13 protein-coding genes and 1 pseudogene are annotated in these 18,273 nt (G+C 69.4%); 10 read left to right on the forward strand and 4 right to left on the reverse strand.

Annotated features, from left to right (window positions below; translation table 11 throughout):
- The first annotated feature begins 101 nt into the window (after positions 1 to 101).
- The 8 genes and pseudogenes from OG507_RS25685 to OG507_RS25720 all read left to right on the forward strand — a co-directional run bounded on the left by OG507_RS25685 (position 102) and on the right by OG507_RS25720 (position 10,812).
- Positions 102 to 1,406: a sensor histidine kinase gene (locus OG507_RS25685; protein ID WP_327369527.1), complete on the forward strand. Its 1,305-nt coding sequence runs from the start codon at positions 102 to 104 to the stop codon at positions 1,404 to 1,406.
- Complete coding sequence (locus OG507_RS25690; protein WP_327369528.1) at positions 1,403 to 2,086, forward strand: response regulator transcription factor; 684 nt, start codon at positions 1,403 to 1,405, stop codon at positions 2,084 to 2,086. The genes OG507_RS25685 and OG507_RS25690 overlap by 4 nt, the downstream gene beginning before the upstream one ends.
- A gap of 430 nt (positions 2,087 to 2,516) precedes the next feature.
- Positions 2,517 to 4,829 (forward strand): xanthine dehydrogenase family protein molybdopterin-binding subunit, encoded by a 2,313-nt coding sequence (locus tag OG507_RS25695; RefSeq protein ID WP_327369529.1) that lies wholly within the window; start codon positions 2,517 to 2,519, stop codon positions 4,827 to 4,829.
- Positions 4,826 to 5,758: an FAD binding domain-containing protein gene (locus OG507_RS25700; RefSeq protein WP_327369530.1), complete on the forward strand. Its 933-nt coding sequence runs from the start codon at positions 4,826 to 4,828 to the stop codon at positions 5,756 to 5,758. Before OG507_RS25695 ends, OG507_RS25700 begins: the two co-directional genes overlap by 4 nt.
- A complete protein-coding gene (locus OG507_RS25705) occupies positions 5,755 to 6,237 on the forward strand; it encodes a (2Fe-2S)-binding protein (protein ID WP_327369531.1) in 483 nt (160 codons plus the stop codon). Before OG507_RS25700 ends, OG507_RS25705 begins: the two co-directional genes overlap by 4 nt.
- A 41-nt stretch (positions 6,238 to 6,278) precedes the next feature.
- Positions 6,279 to 7,268, forward strand: coding sequence for an amidohydrolase family protein (locus tag OG507_RS25710; protein ID WP_327369532.1), 990 nt, complete (start codon positions 6,279 to 6,281; stop codon positions 7,266 to 7,268).
- An 8-nt stretch (positions 7,269 to 7,276) separates the two neighbouring features.
- Positions 7,277 to 8,464 carry an FAD binding domain-containing protein gene (locus OG507_RS25715; RefSeq protein WP_327369533.1) on the forward strand — a complete coding sequence of 396 codons (1,188 nt, stop codon included), beginning with the start codon at positions 7,277 to 7,279 and terminating at the stop codon, positions 8,462 to 8,464.
- 291 nt (positions 8,465 to 8,755) lie between these two features.
- Positions 8,756 to 10,812: pseudogene (locus OG507_RS25720) on the forward strand (thioredoxin domain-containing protein).
- A 65-nt stretch (positions 10,813 to 10,877) separates the two neighbouring features.
- On the opposite strand, the gene OG507_RS25725 reads toward OG507_RS25720, so the two are convergent.
- Together OG507_RS25725 and trhA are read right to left on the reverse strand one after the other, a co-directional pair.
- On the reverse strand, positions 10,878 to 11,504 hold the full coding sequence (locus OG507_RS25725) for a TetR/AcrR family transcriptional regulator (RefSeq protein ID WP_327369534.1): 627 nt from the start codon (positions 11,502 to 11,504) through the stop codon (positions 10,878 to 10,880).
- Between the two features lie 103 nt (positions 11,505 to 11,607).
- Positions 11,608 to 12,306: a PAQR family membrane homeostasis protein TrhA gene (gene trhA, locus OG507_RS25730; protein WP_327369535.1), complete on the reverse strand. Its 699-nt coding sequence runs from the start codon at positions 12,304 to 12,306 to the stop codon at positions 11,608 to 11,610.
- A gap of 211 nt (positions 12,307 to 12,517) precedes the next feature.
- Here trhA and OG507_RS25735 point away from each other — a divergent pair, with 211 nt between their 5' ends.
- On the forward strand, positions 12,518 to 14,368 hold the full coding sequence (locus OG507_RS25735; protein WP_327369536.1) for a phosphoenolpyruvate carboxykinase (GTP): 1,851 nt from the start codon (positions 12,518 to 12,520) through the stop codon (positions 14,366 to 14,368).
- Positions 14,369 to 14,617: 249 nt separating this feature from the next.
- The gene (locus tag OG507_RS25740) at positions 14,618 to 16,357 is read left to right on the forward strand and encodes an Ig-like domain repeat protein (RefSeq protein WP_327369537.1); all 1,740 of its coding nucleotides are present in this window, start codon (positions 14,618 to 14,620) and stop codon (positions 16,355 to 16,357) included.
- Between the two features lie 51 nt (positions 16,358 to 16,408).
- Here OG507_RS25740 and OG507_RS25745 read toward each other — a convergent pair whose 3' ends face one another.
- Positions 16,409 to 16,813 (reverse strand): SCO4983 family protein, encoded by a 405-nt coding sequence (locus OG507_RS25745; protein WP_327369538.1) that lies wholly within the window; start codon positions 16,811 to 16,813, stop codon positions 16,409 to 16,411.
- 107 nt (positions 16,814 to 16,920) lie between these two features.
- Positions 16,921 to 18,132, reverse strand: a complete 1,212-nt coding sequence (locus OG507_RS25750; RefSeq protein WP_327369539.1) for a pyridoxal phosphate-dependent aminotransferase — start codon at positions 18,130 to 18,132, stop codon at positions 16,921 to 16,923.
- Positions 18,133 to 18,273 lie beyond the last annotated feature (141 nt).

Genomic DNA, 18,273 nt, shown 5'->3' on the forward strand with positions numbered 1-18,273 from the left:
GCGCCATCGCGCGCCCCGCTGTTCCCGCCCGCCGACCCACATCCCCCGGGGCCGGCGGGCGGTTTCCTCAAGGACCGGAGCCCGAAAGGCACAGCATCCCAGTGGCCCGACCCGAAACGGCACCCGCAGCCGTCGCCGCACGGCTGCCCCAAGCCCTGACAGAAGATCCGACCCAGCGGGTCACCGTCTCCATCATCAAAGGCCTGGCCGCCTGGCGCATGGCTGATGAAACCCGTCCCCGGCTGCGCCGCTGGGGCGTGCCGGTCATGTGTGTCCTGCTCGGCCTTCCGGCCGTCCTCGCCTCCGGCAACCGCTCCCACCTGCCCGTCGAGCTCGCGCTCACGCTCGCGCTCACGCTGCCACTGGTATGGCGCGAGCAGCGGCCCGTGCTCGTGTTCACCCTTGCCACCGCCGTCTCCCTGGCCGCACTGCCACTGGGGGTACTCAACGGAGCCGACGCCGCCCGCGTCGTCGCGCTGTACAACGTCGGCCGCTACGGCACTCCGCGGCAGCTGGCCGTCGCCTCCACTGTGACGGCGGCCCATCTGGCCGTGTGGGCCACGGTCTTCTGGGGCAGCGGCCATCTCCAACACGCCAAGCGCCCCGAAATGATGACGCTCCTGGCCATGCTGGCCGTCACCGCCTGCGCCGGACTCGCCCTCACCGGGCGCCTGGCCAAGGCGTACATCGTCGCCCTGGAGAGCGAACGCGAACAGCAGACCCGCCTCGCCGCCGCCCAGGAACGCGCACGGGTCTCCCGCGAGATGCATGACGTCCTCGGCCACACCCTGGCTGTCATCGTCGGACTCGCCGACGGAGCCGCAGCCCTGGCAGCAACCCGGCCCGAACGATCAGCCAACGCACTGGGCATCATCGCCGACAGCGGTCGCGATGCCCTGGCCGAACTGCGGCGCCTGCTCATCGTCGTCGACCCGGAGCCCGCCCCCACAGAAGGCCATCCGCTCGCCCCCCAACCGGGGCTGGCCGACCTCGATGCACTGATGGAGCGGGTCGGAGCCGCCGGACCCACCGTGGCACGGCAAACGAGCGGCAGCCTGGCAAGCCTGAGTTCCGGCGTGCAGCTGACGGTCTACCGCATCGTCCAGGAAGCGCTCACCAACACCATCAAACACGCCGCCCCGGACACCACCGTCACCGTCACCCTGACCGCCGGGGCAGACAGAGTCGACGTCACGGTCGAAGACACTGGCCCCCCGCGCACCGCTCCCTCCCACCGCCCGGCGAACGGCGAAGGCCGGGGCCTGCTCGGTATCCGTGAACGCGCCGCCCTCTACCAAGGCCACCTCACCGCAGGCCCCACCCACAGCGGCGGCTGGAGGCTCCACACGGTCCTGACCCCGCACCGCTCCCTGCCCACAACCGCCCCGAAGGACCCGTCCCCATGACCACCGTCCTCATCGCCGACGACCAAACACTCCAACGCCTCGGCTTTCGCATGCTGCTCGAAGCACAACCCGACATGGCCGTCGTCGGCGAAGCCGCCCAGGGCCGGGACGCCGTCCGCCTGACCGCCGAACTGCGACCCGACGTCGTCCTGATGGACGTGCGGATGCCCGGCATGGACGGCATCGAAGCCACCCGTCGCATCGCAGAATCCGGCGGACGCTCCCGCGTGCTCGTCCTGACCACATTCGACCTCGACGAATACGCCTACGAAGCCCTGTGTGCCGGCGCCGCGGGCTTCTTCCTCAAAGACGCCCGACCCGACGAACTCGTCGTGGGCATCCGCGCCGTGGCAGCCGGAGACTCCGTCATCTCCCCCAGCCTCACCCACAAGCTCATCAGCGCCTTCACCGCACACCACTCACCGCACCGGCCGCCATCAACCCCGCTCGAACTCACCCACGGGCAGCGACAACGGCTTGCCGGCCTCACCGATCGAGAACGCGAAGTCCTACGCTGCATCGCAGCGGGCCGCAGCAACCAGGAGATCGCCAACCAGCTCCACCTGGCGGAATCCACCGTGAAATCGCATGTCAGCCGCATCCTCACCAAGATCCATGCCCGCGACCGCGTTCAGGCCGTCATCTTTGCCTACGACGTCGGCCTTGCGCACCTTGCCTGAGCGACCCTCACCAACGTCAGGAACCGCACTACTTCGCCGACCCGCACCGTCCCTGGCAGCGCGCGGCACCAACGAGAACACGAATGGTCTGTTGCGCTATCGGGGCCCCGGCGGCGTGGTTCGTCACCGCGTCCGACGAGCGATGTCGGTCAGGCGCTGCTGAACCGGCGGAAGGGCCTCCATACAGGGGAGGCATTAGTTCCGCGAACTCTACGGGTGAACGAACGGTGAGCCGTCCCAAGTGACACGCCCGGCTCATCGCTCAACGCGCGCGCTCTTTCATCGGTGATTAAGGTTAATCATCACGTGAGGTGCTATTTCATATGGTTTACCCCCCAATGGTGGCGCGAGTGCCTGCAGAGCGCCTGCGAAGTGGAGCCGTCCACGGTTGGTGCCCGCGAGATCTCAAGCGCACAAGTGCAGGGGAGTAATGGTGGATCAGTGGGCACGGCGCGAGGACCAGAGGCTGCTCACGGGGAACGGCCGGTATGTCGCCGATATTGAAGTGCCGGGATGTCTCGATGCCGTGTTCGTGAGAAGTAAAGTCGGACACGGCACGCTGCGAGCGGTGGACTGCGGTGCGGCACGGGAGGTTCCCGGGGTGGTGGGGGCCTGGGCCGCCACAGATCTCACAGGTATGCCGCCGTGTGCACACTCGGCCGCCATCTTGCAGGACCTGCCGCCAGTGCCGCACACCGTGCTCGCCAAGCTGTCCTCGGACGAGGCGGTGGTCGGCCGCGAGTGGCCGGCGCTGGTGAAGGACCGCGTGCGGTACGCCGGCGAGGCGGTCGCGGTCGTCCTCGGCGAGGACCGCTACCAGGCCGAGGACGGAGCAGCAGAGGTCACCTTCCAGGTCGACCCGCTGCCCGCAATGGTGACGCCCGCAGCCGCGGCGAAGGACCTCGTCCGCCTTTTCGAGGGGTTGAGCAACATCGCCCTTCAAGGGGAGGCCGGGCAGCCGATCGACGACGGCGTGTGGCAGCAGGCCGCGGCCGTGGTGGAGGGCCGATACCGCCAGAACCTGCTCATGCCCATGCCGATGGAGTGCAGGACGATCCTCGCCATCCCCGAGAAGGACCGTTTGACGGTGTGGTCGGGGCACCAGATGCCGCACCGGCTACGCCGTGAACTGGCCGCGCTGCTGGGCTGGTCGCAGGAACAGGTGCGCGTGGTGGTCCCGGACACGGGCGGCGCGTTCGGCTCCAAGAGCGCCTCCTTCCCGGAGTTCGTCGTCGTGGCCTTCCTGGCCGTCCAACTGCAGCGGCCCGTCCGGTGGATCGAGGACCGGCTGGAATCGATGATGGTGGCGACGCGAGGCCGTGGCCAGGACCAGCACGCCCGGCTCGCCGCGGATGCCGAGGGCCGCCTACTGGCCTACGAGTTGCACATCGATGCCGATGTCGGCGCCTATCCGCACCTCGGTGTGGGCCTGCCGATGCAGACCGCGTGGATGGCAACTGGCCCCTATGTCACTCCTCAGGTCCACGCGACCCTCCGCTCGATCCTCACCAACACCATGCTGACCTACCCCTACCGGGGCGCCGGCCGCCCCGAGGCGGTGATCGCCCTGGAGCGGTCCATGGACACGCTGGCACGGCGGCTGGGCATCGACCCGGCGGAGCTGCGGCGGCGTAACTTCATCCCGCCCGAGAGCTTCCCCTATGAAACGCCCACCGGCCGGCAGTACGACAGCGGTGAATACGCCCGTGCGCTTGACCTGGCCTTGGAGACCATCGGGTACGACACGTGGCGTACCGAACAGGCCCGGCGCCGAACGGACCCGACCGCCAAGCCTCTGGGTATCGGTATCTCCTGCTACGTGGAGCGTTCCGGCGGCGAACCGGGCGGGTTGCACGAGTTCGGCAGCATCGAGGTCGCCGAGGACGGCACCATCACTGTCCGGTTGGGCGCGGCATCCAGTGGCCAGAGCCACGAGACGGTCTTCCCCGCGCTGGTCGCGAAGTTCCTCTGTGTCGACGAGCACCGCGTTCGGCTGATCGAGGGAGACACTGCCGAGCAGCCCGAGGGACTGGGGTCCTTCGCCAGCCGCACGGCCCAGGTGGCCGGCGCGCTGCTCCAGCACGCCTCCCAGCTGCTCATCGAAGAGGCCCGGAAGAGGGCCGCGGGGCTGTGGGAGCTGCCAGTGGATCAGGTGGAATGGTCAGACGGCACCGTGCAAGCCACCACCAACGGATCGGTCATGGACGTGGGCGAACTGGTGAAGAACACCGGGCCGCTGCGGGTGGAGGACCGGTTCGAGACGGGAATGGCGTTCCCGTTCGGTACCCATGTGGCCGTTGCCGAGGTCGACCCGGAACTGGGCACCGTGAAACTACTGAAGATCGTCACTGTCGACGACTGCGGAGTGGTCCTCAATCCGGAGATCGTGCGCGCACAAGCCTTCGGCTCCGCCCTCCAGGGCATCGGCCAGGCGCTCTACGAGGCGATCCCCTACGACGAGGCCGGCACGCCCCTACTGGGCAACGGACTCCTGGACTATCTGCTGCCCACGTTCACCGAGGTACCGCCCATCGAGGTCAAGGACACCTGCACCCCGAGTCCCAGTTCGCCCCTGGGCGCCAAGGGCGCCGGGGAGTCGGGCTGCATCGGCCTGCCGGCGGCGATCGTCAACGCCGTGGTCGACGCGCTCCGGCCGGCCGACCCCGACCTGCTGCAGATGCCGCTCACACCGGACGTGGTCTGGCGCGCGGCCCGAGCCCCGAAACTGGAGGAGACCCGGTGAAGCCCGCCGCGTTCGACTACGTGGTGCCCCGCACGGTGTCCGAGGCCGTCGACGCCCTGGGGGACGGGGAGCGCAGGGCCCAGGTCCTGGCCGGTGGCCAGAGCCTGCTCCTGGAGATGCACCTGGAACGCATCCGCCCCGACCTGGTCGTCGACATCAACCGCATCCCGGAACTCGACGACATGCGGGTCGTCGACAACACACTGCAGGTCGGCGCCCTGATCAGGCATCAGGCCTTCGAGTCCGCGCGGGCCGTGCCAGGCCCCCTCGGCTCGTTGTTCTCCCTTGCCGTCGTCAACATCGCCCACCCGCCGATCCGGTCGCGGGGAACGATGGTGGGCAGCTTCGGCTGGGGACATCCCGCGTCCGAGTGGTGCGCCATCGCCATGGCCTTGGACGCCGACATCCGACTGCGAGGACCCGAAGGCGCTCGTACCGTCGCGGCCCGCGACTACTTCCACGGTCCGCTCAAGACCGCCCGCCAGCCGCGAGAGCTCATCACCTCTGTGCGGTACCCGCTGCTCGGCGACGACGTCGGCGTCGGCTTCATCGAGCACCGGCGCACGCACTTCTGCTTCGCGCAGGTGGCCTCCTCGGCGGCGCTCACGGTACGCGACGGGGTGATTGTCGAGGCGAGAATCGGGCTGGTCAACTGCGCCGACCGGCCGCTGCGGGCGCACGCGGCGGAGCAGGCCCTGGCGGGCGTGGAGGTCGGACCCCCGATGGACGGTTACCTGTTGCCCGAGGAACATCCGTTCGCCCGTGCCGGCCGGATCGCTGCGGAGCACGACGCCGCCCCGATCGCCGAGCCGTACGCCGACCTCGAATACCGTCGGCACGCCATCGCCGTCGTCCTCGCCAGAACGCTGTGCCAGGCGGCGAACGACCACCGTTCGCGCGTCGGTGAGCTCAAGGGAGACAGCCAATGAAGATCACCCTCACCGTGAACGGCGAGGAGTTCCCCCTCGACGTGGAGCCTCGGCGCATCCTCGCGGACGTACTGCGGGAGGACTGTCGGCTGACCGGCACGCATCTGGGATGCGAGCACGGTGTCTGCGGGGCCTGCACGGTGCTGGTGGACGGTGAGGCGGTCCGCTCCTGCCTGATGCTGGCCGTGCAGTGCGACGGCAGCTCTGTACGGACCGTGGAGGGACTGACCGGCCCGGACGGCGAGCCCAGCGCGCTGCAGCGGGCCTTTTCCGCCGAACACGCGCTGCAGTGCGGCTTCTGCACGCCCGGATTCCTGATGGTGGCCGCCGGGGCACTGGAAGCCGAGCCCGCCCTGGCGGATCACCCCGAGCGTGTGGATCACATCGTCGGATCCAACGTATGCCGGTGCACCGGCTACGAACCCATCCGTCGCGCGATCATGCGGGCAGCGCGGGAACAGCAGGAGTCCGTGACCTGATCCTGTTCTCGTGCCGATCCCGGCGGTGTTGAGGAGTGGAAATGGCTGTAACGGGAAGCGTCCGTGCCGGAGTCATCGACGTCCACGCACACTGGCTGCCCCGGGAACTGCTCTCCCTCCCACCGGGGTCCCCCCTGGGCGGCATGAGCGACCGCGACGGGGAGTTGTATCTGGGGGACAACCCGCTGTTCCTCGCCACCACGGCGATGACCGACATCGACGTGCTCGTCGCCGACACGCTGAAGGCGGGTCTCGGGGCACGCGCTGTCTCGGCGCCTCCCTTCGCTTTCCCCGTCCACGTGCCGTCCGAGGCGGACGACTACATCAAGGCCTACAACGACCGGCTCGCCGAAGCCGTCTCCTCCACCGACGGCATCCTGGTCGGGCTCGGACTGACCCGCGTGGACAACGTGGATGCCGCCCACCGCGAGATGACCCGGTTGACGGCGATGGGCGGCGTCGCCGGCGTCGCCGTCCCTCCCCTCGTCCAAGGGCAGTCCTACGGTGAAGGCGTCATGCGGGAGGTACTGGCTGCCGCCGCCGACACAGGTCTTGCTGTCCTCGTGCACCCCATGCAGTTGCCGAGGCCCGAATGGAAGGACCACTACCTGGCCAACCTGATCGGCAACCTGGTGGAGACCACGACAGCCGTGGCATCGCTGATCCTGAGCGGTGCCATGGAGGAACTGCCGGACCTGCGGATCTGCTTCGTTCACGGCGGCGGTTGCGCACCGTCGCTGGTCGGCCGGTGGGAACACGGATGGCATGCGCGGGCGGACGTACGCCGGGGGAGTGCCCGCCCGCCCGCCGAGGTGTTCACCAGGCTGTACTTCGACACGATCACGCACGACCCCGAAGTACTCGGGCTCCTGGCAGCTCATGCCGCGCGGGACCGGATTCTGTGCGGGAGCGACTACCCCTTCGACATGGCACAACCGGACCCCGTCCGCTTCCTCCTGGACAACGGCCTCGACACCGCGACGCTCGAAGCGAACGGCCGCCGGTTCCTGGGCATCGAGTCCCGGGCCTGAGGCGCACGATGTCCGGGAACGGAGCGTTCAAGGCGCTGATCGTCGGCGGATCGGTCGGAGGCCTGGCAGTCGCACACGAACTGCGGGCCATCGACGCCGACGTCGCGGTCTACGAGCGGTCGACGGGCCGCACGCAGGCGCGCGGCGCGGGGATCGTCATGCAGCCCGAGGTCGAGGCACTCCTGACGCGCCTGGGCGTCTCCGCGTCGTCCGTGAGCGTCGAACTGCACGAACGCCAGCAACTCCATACCGACGGTAGGGCCGCGTTGTACCGAGCTCCCCAGCTGATGACCGCCTGGGACACCCTCTACCGCGCGCTGCGAGAACCGCTCGCCCCGGTGTGCTACCGCCTGGACAGTTCGCTGCGCACCGTACGGGTGGACGGAGCCGAGGTGACCGCCGCATTCACCGACGGCTACACAGCACAGGGGAACTTCCTGGTCGGCGCCGACGGCATCGGCTCGATGACGCGCAGACTGCTCGACGCCACCTCCCAACCGACCTACGCCGGTTATGTGGCCTGGCGCGGTCTGGAACCCGAATCCGCGCTACCGGACCACCTGCTGGACCTGCTGTCCGGTCGGTTCACCTTCTTCGGGGCGAGTGGAATGCAGATGCTGTGCTACCTGGTCCCCGGAGCCAACGGGGAGAGGGAGGAAGGCTCGCGGCGCGTCAACTGGGTCTGGTACGTCAACGTTGAAGAGTCGGACCTGCCGCACCTCCTGACGGGTCGCACCGGGAAGCAGTTCACGTACTTCCTCCCGCCGGGAGAGTTGCCTCCCGAGACAGCGGACCAGATCATCGCTGAAGCAGATACCTCGCTTCCGCCGCAGTTCGCCGAACTGGTCCGGCTCTCCGACGTCTTCATGCAGCCGGTGTTCGACCTGCCCCCTCGCCGCATGGTCGCCGATCACGCCGCGCTGATCGGCGATGCCGCCGGCACGGTCCGCCCGCACACCGCCTCGGGAACGTCCAAGGCCTTCGGTGACGCCGCCGGCCTGGCAGCCGCCCTGCGCGACTGGACACCCTCCCAGGAACTCCCCGCCCAGGCTCTTCACGCGTGGGAGCTACACCGACTCAGCCGACTCCTCACCCTGGCCGAGTCCGGCCTCCAACTGGCAGCGAGATCGATGCTGGGCGTCCCCGAGGGCGGCCAGTTCTTCCGGTCCGAGGGATCGCTCGGCGAACCCGGTTGATATCCCCGCTTCCACATCGGCCACGACCGATGTGGAAGCGGGATGATACGAGCAAAACGTCTTGCCGTCGGTAACGGCGACGAGCCAGGCATGGGCCGTGGCTCCGGCTCGTCTGTGGATGTCCACCGGGTGCAAGCGGGCAAATTCCTCCGGGCAGCGAGGTCGGCGGGCCTGCCGCGCAGGTCAGGACGGCTCGGCCCGGTCTCCTCGGTCGGAGTGGCAAGCCCTTGCTTCTGGTCCGTCCCGCGGAAGCTGCGGGCTGGACGGACCGGATCGTGCGACGATGCCGGTATGAATCGACTGGCCAACTCGCAGTCGCCCTACCTGCTCCAGCACGCTTCCAATCCGGTGGATTGGTGGCCATGGGGAGAGGAGGCGATGAATGAAGCTAAGCGGCGGGACGTGCCCATTTTCTTGAGTGTGGGCTATGCGTCCTGCCACTTATGCTTCCAGCGGTTTACTGGTGTCACGTCATGGCGCACGAGTCCTTCGAGGACGACGACACCGCCGCGTACATGAACGAGCACTTCGTGTCCGTCAAGGTGGACCGTGAGGAGCGGCCCGACGTGGACGCCGTCTACATGGAGGCCGTGCAGGCCGCCACGGGGCAGGGCGGCTGGCCGATGTCCGTCTTCATGACGCCGGACGGGGAGCCGTTCTACTTCGGCACGTACTTCCCGCCGGAGCCCCGCCATGGGATGCCGTCCTTCCGGCAGGTACTCGAAGGCGTCCACAGCGCGTGGACGAGTCGACGCGACGAGGTGGGCGAAGTCGCCGCGAAGATCACCAGGGACCTTGCCGGGCGGGAGCTGAGTATCGAGTCCGCAGGGGTGCCCACCGACGAGACCCAGACCCTGGCGCTCCTCCAACTGACCCGGGACATCGACCCCGCGAGCGGCTGGTTCAAGGGAGACACCAAGTTCCCGCCGTCGATGGTGGTCGAGTTCCTGTTGCGCCACCATGTGCGTGCCGGTTCCGTGGCGGCGCTGGAGATGGCAGAGGGGCTGTGCGGCGCGATGGCTCGTTCGAGCCTGTACGACCAGGTGGGAGGCGGGTTCCACCGGTACGTACTCACGCCGAGGGCTGGTGGACCTTTGGTACCCCACTTCGAGAAGATGCTCTACGACAATGCGCTGCTCTGCCGGGCGTACGCGCACCTGTGGCGCTCCACGGGCTCGGAACTGGCCCGCCGGGTCGCCCTGGAGACCGCCGACTTCATGGTGCGCGAGCTGCGCACGGCACAGGGCGGCTTCGCCTCCGCGCTCGACGCCGACAGCGAGGACGGGGCCGGGAAGCACGTCGAGGGCGCGTACTACGTGTGGACGCCCGAGCAACTGCGGGAGGTCCTCGGCGATCAGGACGCGGCCTTCGCCGCGGAGTATTTCGGGGTGACGCAGGAGGGTACGTTCGAGGAGGGCTCCTCGGTCCTCCGGCTCGCGCGGACGGGCGCCGCGGTGGACGCGGACCGGGCCGCCGACGTACGGGCCAAGCTGCTGGCCGCCCGTGAACTGCGCCCGCGCCCCGGGCGGGACGACAAGGTGGTAGCCGCCTGGAACGGCCTGGCGATCGCCGCGCTCGCCGAGACGGGGGCGTACTTCGACCGGCCCGACCTGGTCGAGCGCGCCACCGAGGCGGCGGATCTGCTGGTACGGGTCCACATGGGCGACGTCGCCCGGCTGGCCCGTACGTCGAAGGACGGGCGGACCGGCGCGAACGCCGGGGTCCTGGAGGACTACGGCGATGTCGCGGAGGGCTTCCTCGCCCTGGCCGCGGTCACCGGCGAGGGCGTCTGGCTGGAGTTCGCCGGCTTCCTGCTCGACATCGTGCTCCAGCACTTCACTGGCGAGGGCGGCCGGCTGTACGACACGGCGGACGACGCCGAGCAGCTGATCCGCCGCCCGCAGGACCCCACCGACAGTGCGACCCCGGCCGGCTGGACGGCGGCGGCAGGCGCGCTGCTCTCGTACGCCGCGTACACCGGCTCCGAGGCCCATCGCACCGCCGCGGAGGGCGCGTTGGGCGTGGTGAGGGCGCTCGGCCCGCGGGTTCCGCGGTTCATCGGCTGGGGCCTCGCGGTCGCGGAGGCGTTCCTCGACGGCCCGCGCGAGGTCGCGGTAGCCGGCCCGGTCGGCGGCGAACTGCACCGCACGGCCCTGCTGGGCCGGGCACCGGGCGCGGTGGTGGCGGCGGGGGAGACGGCCGGTGCGGAGTTCCCACTGCTGGCGGACCGGCCGATAGTGGGCGGTGCGCCGACGGCGTACGTATGCAGACACTTCGTGTGCGACGCACCGACGACGGAGGCGGACGTGCTGGCGCTGAGTCTGGGCGCGGGGGTGTCCGCCGACTGAGGGCGGGGCAGGGACGGGGCTTGCGGCGCAGGGCGGCGCCCGCGGCGGTCGGCAGAGGTCCGGCGCTACAGCGTCAGGCCGTCCTCGAGCGTGTCCAGGGCCTGGTCGATCAGCGCCGCCAGGTCGCCCTCCTGGCCGTGCTCGCCCCAGTACAGCGTCACCTCGCGCAGCGCCCCCAGCACCGTCGCGACGAACAGCCGGACCTCCAGGTCGTCCGGGCTGCGGCCGCTGCGGTCGGCGAGTACCCGGGCGAGCGTCTTCGCCGTGTCCGACATGGTCTCCGTCATCCGCGCCCGGACGGCGGGGACCTCCACCATCAGCCGGGTGCGCTCCCGCATCTCCTCGCTCCCGACGGACGCCGTCAGAGCCTTGGCCAGGATGAACCGCAGCGACTCCAGCGGCGGTTCGTCGGCGGGCCGGCTGCGTAGTTCGGCCTCCATGAGCGGGTCGTACTCGTCGGTGAGGACGATGTCCTCCTTGGCCGCGAAGTACCGGAAGACGGTGCTCGCGGACACCTCGGCCGCCTCCGCGATCTGCTCGATGGTCGTCGCGTCGTACCCCTGCTCGGCGATCAGCCGGTACGTCGCCCGGCGGATCGCGATCCTGGTCCTGAGCTTCTTCCGCTCGCGCAGCCCCGGCCGGGGTGGCGTCCCGGGGGCGGAAACGGAACGGGTACGGGAGGTGGCGGCCATGGTCGTCATTGTCGGGCATCGCCGGGCCCGTGCACGCCGAGTGGCCGCGGCTTCGAAAGCCGCGGCCACTCGGAGGGCGGAGATCAGGGACGCAAGGCGGTGCTCAGTTGTGGTTGTAGGCCACCAGCGAGATGCCGACGTAGTGCACGACGAAGGCCGCCAGGGTCAGCGAGTGGAAGACCTCGTGGAAGCCGAACCAGCGCGGTGACGGGTTGGGCCGCTTGATGCCGTAGATGACACCGCCCGCGCTGTAGAGCAGCCCGCCGACGACGACCAGCACCAGTACCGCGATCCCGCCGGTCCGCATGAAGTCCGGCAGGAAGAAGACCGCCGCCCAGCCCATCGCTATGTAGCAGGGCGTGTAGAGCCAGCGCGGTGCGCCGACCCAGAACACCCGGAAGGCGATGCCCGCGACCGCCGCCGCCCAGACCGCCCACAGGAGTGGTGTCCCGGTCGACTCGGGGAGCAGGAGCAGGGTCAGCGGGGTGTAGGTGCCCGCGATGATCAGGAAAATATTCGCGTGGTCGAGCCGGCGGAGCACCGCCTCGCCGCGCGGACCCCACGTACCGCGGTGGTACAGCGCGCTCACGCCGAACAGCAGGCACGCGGTCAGGATGTAGATGCCGCAGGCGATCCGGCCGCGGACGCTGTCCGTCAGCGCGATCAGCACGATCCCGGCGACGATCACGGCGGGAAACATCCCGGCGTGCAGCCAGCCACGCATCCGTGGTTTCACCGGGACGGTGTCGGACTCGGCTGTTTCCAGCCCGGCTGGCTCGGGCGCGTCGGCGGCAGCAGTCATTCCCGCATCGTACCTACGCGACCGTAGGTAACGGATGCGAGTGGCGATGCTCACGTGTGCGGTCCCCTGGACATATGGGCGAATCGGTCGGATGATCAAATGAGTGCGGTCGGCACCGGATGAGCGCCAGCGGGATTCGAAGGGGTCGAAGCATCCGGGTCGCAGCCCCCACGGGGCACCTACAAACAGACACCCTCACCAAGGAGCGATCGTGGCGCGCGACATCGCGGCTCCCCTCACTGTCCCCACCCGTCACCAGGAGCTCGTCTCCTGGGTGAATGAGATAGCAGCCCTCACAGAGCCGGACCGGGTGGTCTGGTGCGACGGCTCCGAGGCCGAGTACGAGCGCCTGTGCGAGGAGCTCGTGGCCAAGGGCACGTTCACGAAGCTGGACGAGACCAAGCGCCCGAACTCCTACTACGCCGCGTCCGACCCGAGCGATGTGGCGCGCGTCGAGGACCGTACGTTCATCTGCTCCGAGAAGGAGGAGGACGCCGGTCCGACGAACCACTGGAAGGCCCCCGCCGAGATGCGGGCCATCTTCACCGGGGAAGAGGGAAACGGCTCCACCGGTGAGAAGGGCGTCTTCCGCGGCTCCATGCGTGGTCGCACCATGTACGTCGTGCCGTTCTGCATGGGCCCCGTCGGCTCCCCGCTCTCCGCGATCGGCGTCGAGATCACCGACTCCGCGTACGTCGCCGTCTCGATGCGCACCATGACGCGCATGGGCCAGGTCGTCCTCGACGAGCTCGGCACCGACGGCTTCTTCGTCAAGGCCGTGCACACGCTGGGCGCGCCCCTGGCCGAGGGCCAGGAAGACGTTCCGTGGCCGTGCAACTCCACCAAGTACATCTCGCACTTCCCCGAGGACCGCGAGATCTGGTCGTACGGCTCCGGCTACGGCGGCAACGCCCTGCTCGGCAAGAAGTGCTACGCGCTGCGCATCGCCTCGGTGATGGCCCGCGACGAGGGCTGGCTCGCCGAGCACATGCTGATCCTGAAGCTCACGCCGCCGCAGGGTGAGTCGAAGTACGTCGTGGCCGCGTTCCCGAGCGCCTGCGGCAAGACCAACCTCGCCATGCTGGAGCCCACGGTCCCCGGCTGGACCGTGGAGACCATCGGTGACGACATCGCCTGGATGCGGTTCGGCGAGGACGGCCGCCTCTACGCGATCAACCCCGAGGCCGGTTTCTTCGGCGTCGCGCCCGGCACCGGTGAGCACACCAACGCCAACGCGATGAAGACCATGTGGGGCAACTCCGTCTTCACGAACGTCGCGCTCACCGACGACGGCGACGTGTGGTGGGAGGGCATGACGGAGACCGCTCCGGCCCACCTCACCGACTGGAAGGGCAACGACTGGACGCCCGCGTCCGACACGCCGGCCGCCCACCCCAACTCGCGCTTCACCGTCCCGGCCGCCCAGTGCCCGATCATCGCGCCCGAGTGGGAGGACCCGAAGGGCGTGCCGATCTCGGCCATCCTCTTCGGCGGCCGCCGCGCCTCGGCCGTACCGCTGGTCACCGAGTCCTTCACCTGGCAGCACGGCGTCTTCCTCGGGGCCAACGTCGCCTCCGAGAAGACCGCGGCCGCCGAGGGCAAGGTCGGTGAGCTGCGCCGCGACCCGTTCGCCATGCTGCCGTTCTGCGGCTACAACATGGGCGACTACATGGCCCACTGGCTCAAGGTCGGCGCCGACAAGCCGGACCAGTCCAAGCTCCCGAAGATCTACTACGTGAACTGGTTCCGCAAGAACGACGCGGGCAAGTTCGTCTGGCCCGGCTTCGGCGAGAACAGCCGCGTCCTGAAGTGGATCGTCGAGCGCCTGGAGGGCAAGGCCGAGGGCGTCGAGACGCCGATCGGCGTCCTGCCCGCGAAGGGCGCCCTGGACACCGAGGGCCTGGACCTGTCCGACTCCGACCTGGACTTCCTGCTCAACGTCGACAAGGAGGTCTGGCGCGAGGAGGCCGGGCTGATCCCCGAGCACCTCAACGCCTTCGGCGACCACGCTCCGAAGGAGCTGTGGGACGAGTACCGCGCGCTGGTCCAGCGCCTGGGCTGACGCCCCCGCACACCCCGTGGCCGGGTCTCCTGACATCCCGCCCTGACCTGTGGCGTCATCGGCCCGCCGCGGTACGGCCCCCGGAATCCCCTCACGATTCCGGGGGCCGCCTTTTGCTCCCCTTTTTTGCAAAGAACGTCCAAGTATCGCCATGTACTTGCGCACAACATATCCACAACGCTTCGATGTTTCCTCACATAGCCCCCGGTCGAGCCGACCGGGGGCCAACCGGGCCTGTGGGGGACTCAGTTGAACAAGATCCGGCACCATGGACGCATCGCGGCGACGCTGGCCGCGCTGACACTCGGCACCGCGGGACTCACCGTTCTCGCCCCGCCCTCCGCGCACGCGGCCGACGGCCCCGTGGCCGGCGACACCGTGGCCAAGCTGCCGATCGCGTCGTACTCGGCCATGGTCGTCGACTCCGTGCACGATCGGGTCTACATCACGGACGACCGCAGGGACCGGGTCGCGAACCAGGTCCACGTCTACAACTTCGAGGGACAGAAGGTCGGTTCGCTGCCCACCGGCACCGCACCGTCCGGAATGGCCCTCAGCACGGACGGTGGGACGCTCTACGTCTCGCAGTCCTCGGGGATCCTCGCGTTCGACACCGTGACACAGGAGCGCACCGGCTTCGTCTTCACCGCCTACGACGTGGGCTGCCCGCGCGATCTCGCCTTCGCCGGCGGCAAGGAGTGGCACACCGAGACGCCGTACTACTCGGGCTGCGACACGAACCAGAGCTGGTTGTACGGCGCGAGCGGCACGCAGTCCGTCAACACCGGCTGGAACGCCGCGGGCCGGCTGCGGCTGACGAGCGGCCCGGAGGCGCCCGACAGGGTGGTCATGGCGCAGTCCCGCAGTACGGGGGAGCCGAACCCGTTCCTCACCACGTTCGACGCGAGCGGCGACACGCTCGTGCGCGGCCCGGAGCGCCGGTTCGCGGACAGCGAGGGCCGTGGCGCGCTCGACATGAAGGACGTCGCCCAGTCCGCCGACGGCCGGCGGGTCGCGGTCGCCGACGCCGCCCACGGCACCCGGCTCCTGGACGCCGCGGACCTGTCCGACGCGGCGACCGCGTACCAGCCGCTGCCCGAAGGGGCCACGGCCTCCGCGGTCGCCTTCAGTGGCGACGGGAAGTACATCGCACGGGGCGCCGCCGCGACCGGGTCCACGGTCGACCTGCTGGTACAGCCCGCGGACCCGGCGGACGGTACGGCTCCGCTGGAGTTCGCCTTCGAGGGCGCGCTCGACGGGGACCGGATCGCGCCGCGCGGGCTCGGCTGGTCGAAGGACGGGGCGCGCCTGTTCGCCGTCACCACCAATTCGTACGGCAACGAGTACTGGCTGCATGTCATCCAGCCCCCGGCCGCCCAGTACGACTCCCGCTTCACCGGCACTCTCTCCACCACCCCGGCACAGCCCGTGGTCGGCGAACCCCTCGGAATCCGGGGCCGGTTGGAGCTGGACGGACCCGTGCCCACCGAGCCGGTCAGGGTGACCGCGGTACGCCATGACGCGAACGGCGACCGCAAGGCGGCCCCCGCCGAGGTCGACGCCGACGGTTCGTTCACCGTTCTCGACGTGCCGTCGCTGGTCGGCGACGCCACCTACACCGTCTCCTTCACCGGTGACATCACCCACCGCCCGGCCGAGGACATCACCCTCTCCGTCACGGTCGCCAAGGCCCCGACCACCATCACGCTCACGGCCCCCGCGGAGGCGACGAAGAGCGCGGGCCTGACCATCACCGGAACCCTGACCGGTCAGGGGCGTGCGCTCCCCGCCGGGATCACCCTGTCCGTGCAGCGCACCGACAGAAAGGGCACCGGCACGCTGACATCGGCAGGCGTCGCGCCCGACGGCACGTTCACGGTCAACGACCTGCCCCGGGCCGTGGGCCAGGTGACGTACGAGGTCGGCTACTCGGGCGACGACCTGCACAGCGCATCGACGGCGTCGGCGACGGTGCGGGTCCGCAACTAGTCATGGGTGGCACCCGGTCCACGCGCCTCGGCGGCCCGTGGACCGGGGCCGTCAGTGGGCGCCGACCAGGTGCGACGGGGCGGCGGTGGCGGCGGCGATCGCCGCCGTGTGGGCGTCCATGCGCTCGGCCGAGAGGATCGCGACCGCCGTGTCGGCGCGGGACGCGGCCACCACCAGTGCGCGGCCCGCGAGGGCGTGGGCGCGGCGGTGGAGGGCGAGTGCGGGTGCATCGGTGCGACCGGCGTGCCGGGCGGGCGGCGCGCCGCGCAGCCTGGCCACCTGCTCGGCGATGCGGTCGCCCGCCGCGCCGAGGTCCAGCTCGTCGGTGACCGCGAGAAGAGCGGCCAGATGCCCGGCGAGCTGGATGTCCAGCTCCTCATCGCGGGAACGGTGCGGGAAGTCGTCGGCGTGGTCGGCCGGTGTGTGGACCGATTTGGTGCGGATCGGTTCGTACATGGATGGCCTCCTGGTGTTGCTGTGGGACCATCCTACCTTGGATTAAGTCTAAAGTTGTCTGCGATCGATTCCCGTCTTCGGTCGATTCCGGTGTGACCCGCCAGGTGCTACGGCTGGCCGTATCCGTCCAGGAAGGTGGCGATCCGGGTCACCGCGTCCGTCAGGTCCTCGGTCGAGGGCAGCGTCACGATCCGGAAGTGATCGGGCTCCGGCCAGTTGAAGCCCGTACCCTGCACGACCATGATCTTCTCGGCCCGCAGCAGATCGAAGACCATCTGCCGGTCGTCCTTGATCTTGTAGACCTTGGGGTCGAGGCGCGGGAAGAGATACAGCGCCCCCTTCGGCTTCACGCAGGTCACGCCCGGGATCTGGGTCAGCAGGTCGTACGCGACGTCCCGCTGCTCCAGGATCCGGCCGCCCGGCAGCACCAGGTCGTTGATCGACTGCCGCCCGCCGAGCGCGGTGGCCACGGCGTGCTGCGAGGGCATGTTGGCGCACAGGCGCATGTTGGCGAGGATCGTCAGCCCCTCGATGTACGAGGAGGCGTGTGCCTTCGGGCCGCAGACGGCCAGCCATCCCGAGCGGTATCCGGCCACCCGGTAGTTCTTGGAGAGGCCGTTGAAGGTCAGCACCATCAGATCGGGCGCGATCGTGGCGGTCGGGGTGTGGGTCGCTCCGTCGTACAGGATCCGGTCGTAGATCTCGTCGGAGCAGACGACCAGATTGTGGCGCCTGGCGATCTCCGTCAGCGCGCGCAGCATCTCGTCGTCGTACACCGCACCCGTCGGATTGTTCGGGTTGATGATCACGAGCGCCTTGGTGCGGTCGGTGATCTTCCGCTCGATGTCGGCGAGGTCCGGCATCCAGTCGGCCTGCTCGTCGCACCGGTAGTGCACGGCCGTGCCGCCGGCCAGCGCCACCGACGCGGTCCACAGCGGATAGTCCGGAGCCGGTACGAGGACCTCGTCGCCGTCGTCGAGCAGCGCCTGCATCGACATCTGGATCAGCTCGGAGACGCCGTTGCCCAGGTAGATGTCCTCGACGTCGAGCTCGATCCCCTTGGTCTGGTAGTGCTGCATCACCGCCCGCCGCGCGGACAGCAGCCCCTTCGCATCGCCGTAACCGTGCGCCCCGGAGAGGTTGCGCAGTATGTCCTCGAGGATCTCGGGCGGGCACTCGAACCCGAACGCGGCGGGGTTGCCGGTGTTCAGCTTGAGGATGCGGTGACCGGCTGCTTCCAGCCGCATCGCCTCCTCCAGCACGGGGCCGCGGATCTCGTAACAGACATTGGCGAGCTTTGTGGACTGGATGACCTGCATGTCTGGGAGCTTACGACTGTGTTTCACGCCCTGCCCGGGCTTTCCCCTCCGGTTGCCCCACCCGGGTATCCGAAGTCACCCGCCCCGGCTTCCATAGCCATGCACCCACCACCGCCGGACCGTGGGAACGCCGGTCGGCGA

This window comes from Streptomyces sp. NBC_01217, from assembly GCF_035994185.1.
In the GTDB taxonomy this organism is placed as follows: Bacteria; Actinomycetota; Actinomycetes; order Streptomycetales; family Streptomycetaceae; genus Streptomyces.

Bases quoted from the DNA above. Each gene is read 5' to 3' on its own strand.
- OG507_RS25690 (WP_327369528.1), top strand. From the start codon at position 1,403: ATGACCACCGTCCTCATCGCCGACGACCAAACACTCCAACGCCTCGGC.
- OG507_RS25695 (WP_327369529.1), top strand. From the start codon at position 2,517: ATGGTGGATCAGTGGGCACGGCGCGAGGACCAGAGGCTGCTCACGGGG.
- OG507_RS25705 (WP_327369531.1), top strand. From the start codon at position 5,755: ATGAAGATCACCCTCACCGTGAACGGCGAGGAGTTCCCCCTCGACGTG.
- OG507_RS25710 (WP_327369532.1), top strand. From the start codon at position 6,279: ATGGCTGTAACGGGAAGCGTCCGTGCCGGAGTCATCGACGTCCACGCA.
- OG507_RS25715 (WP_327369533.1), top strand. From the start codon at position 7,277: ATGTCCGGGAACGGAGCGTTCAAGGCGCTGATCGTCGGCGGATCGGTC.
- OG507_RS25725 (WP_327369534.1), bottom strand. From the start codon at position 11,504: ATGGCCGCCACCTCCCGTACCCGTTCCGTTTCCGCCCCCGGGACGCCA.
- trhA (WP_327369535.1), bottom strand. From the start codon at position 12,306: ATGACTGCTGCCGCCGACGCGCCCGAGCCAGCCGGGCTGGAAACAGCC.
- OG507_RS25745 (WP_327369538.1), bottom strand. From the start codon at position 16,813: ATGTACGAACCGATCCGCACCAAATCGGTCCACACACCGGCCGACCAC.
- OG507_RS25750 (WP_327369539.1), bottom strand. From the start codon at position 18,132: ATGCAGGTCATCCAGTCCACAAAGCTCGCCAATGTCTGTTACGAGATC.